Here is a 1,533-nt window from a genome sequence, read left to right as displayed (position 1 = left end):
GTGCCGGCCGGCGCGACCGCCGCGGCGCGCGGCGGCACCAGGGCCGGGGCCTGGAAGCTGCGGCGCTGGATCGTCATTGCAGCGCCGCCTGTACCGCCTGCTGCGCGAAGCCCAGCACCATCGAGGCGCCCCATGGCGCCGCGATCACCAGCGTGATCACCACCGCGATCAGCTTGGCGCCCTGCGAGATGGCCTGGTCCTGCAGCGAGGTGATGGCCTGCACGAAGGACACCAGCAGACCCACCAGCGCCGCCACCAGCACCGCCGGCAGCGAGACCATCAGGCACAGCAGCATGGCCTGCGAGGTCAGTCGAACGATGTTGTCATAGTCCATGGCGGTTGCGCTACTTGTAGGTCAGCACCAGGCCGTGGATCAGCGTCGACCATCCGTCCATCACCACGAACAGCAGCAGCTTGAACGGGATCGCCACCTGCGTCGGCGTCACCTGCGACAGGCCGAGCGCGAGCAGGATGTTGGCGATGATCAGGTCGACCACGACGAAGGCCAGGTACAGCAGGAAGCCGATCTTGAAGGCCGCCGTCAGCTCCGACAGCGTGAAGGCCGGCGCCAGCACGATCAGGTCGTCCGCCTTCAGCGCCTTGGCGCGCTCGGGCGGCCACACCGCCGCGGCCGACTTGAGGAAGAAGTTCTTCTCGCGCTGCTGCGCGTGCTTGTCGAGGAACTTGCGCACCGGCTCCTTCGCGACGTCCAGCACCTGGCCGATCTGGCCGGCGCTCGACGGGGCGAAGCCCTCGTTCTTCATCTTGTCGTACGAATCCATCACCAGCGGCGCCATGATGTAGGCCGACACGATGATCGCGATGCCGTTCAGCACCATGTTGGGCGGCACCTGCTGCACGCCGAGCGCGTTGCGCAGCAGCCCCAGCACCACGACGATCTTGGTGTACGAGGTCACCATCATCGCGACGAAGGGCAGCACGCCGATCGCGAACGCGATGACGAGCAGCGGCAGCAGTTCACCCGTGGTGGTCTGTGTCATCGCGTGCCACCATGCGTGTGATGCGGGCGCCCAGCCGCGTGCCGACGGCCACCAACTCGGCGTGGCCGATCACCTGGCCGCACGAGACCAGGCGCAGCCGCGCCTCGGCGGCCGGCACCGCCAGTTCGATCACGTAGCCGGGCTCGATCGCCTCCAGCTCGGCCAGCGGCACCGAGACGGTCTCGATCTCGAAGCGCACCGGCAGCTCCAGTTCGCCGATCGCATCGGCTTCGGTCCCCGGCTCGGCGAGCAGGTCCTGGTCATCGTCCAACATCTGTAGTCCTCCTTCGACCATCCATGAATTGCCTTGAATCCGTCCCTGCGCAGCCAGGCAGCGGTTGCCGCGCGGGCCCAGCCGCAGCACCGCCGCGGCACCGTCCAGTGCCGGCACGTCGGCCGGCAGCAGCACGACGTCGCCGACGCGCAGCGAACGCAGTGCCTCGATCGACAGCGCCCGGCCCGCGAAGGCCACCGCGCCCGGCAGGCGCAGCAGCGAACGCCAGGCGCCGCGCGGGGCCTGCGGCCGCGCCGC

General features: G+C 69.1%; 3 protein-coding genes. All 3 read right to left on the bottom strand.

The window, feature by feature from the left end:
* Window positions 1–73 precede the first annotated feature (73 nt).
* Window positions 74–334 (bottom strand): type III secretion system export apparatus subunit SctS, encoded by a 261-nt coding sequence (gene sctS, locus AC1DYN_RS32470; RefSeq protein WP_169676120.1) that lies wholly within the window; start codon window positions 332–334, stop codon window positions 74–76.
* A 10-nt stretch (window positions 335–344) separates the two neighbouring features.
* Complete coding sequence (gene sctR, locus AC1DYN_RS32465) at window positions 345–1,001, bottom strand: type III secretion system export apparatus subunit SctR (protein WP_477966907.1); 657 nt, start codon at window positions 999–1,001, stop codon at window positions 345–347.
* Window positions 979–1,533, bottom strand: a 555-nt coding sequence (sctQ, locus tag AC1DYN_RS32460; RefSeq protein ID WP_477966905.1) for a type III secretion system cytoplasmic ring protein SctQ, incomplete at its 5' end; no start/stop codon positions are given. The genes sctR and sctQ, both read right to left, overlap by 23 nt.

Source organism: Rhizobacter sp. P2_D12 (assembly GCF_056404395.1).
The sequence above is the reverse complement of the archived record's forward strand: the minus strand, read 5'-3'. Positions and strand labels throughout refer to the sequence as shown.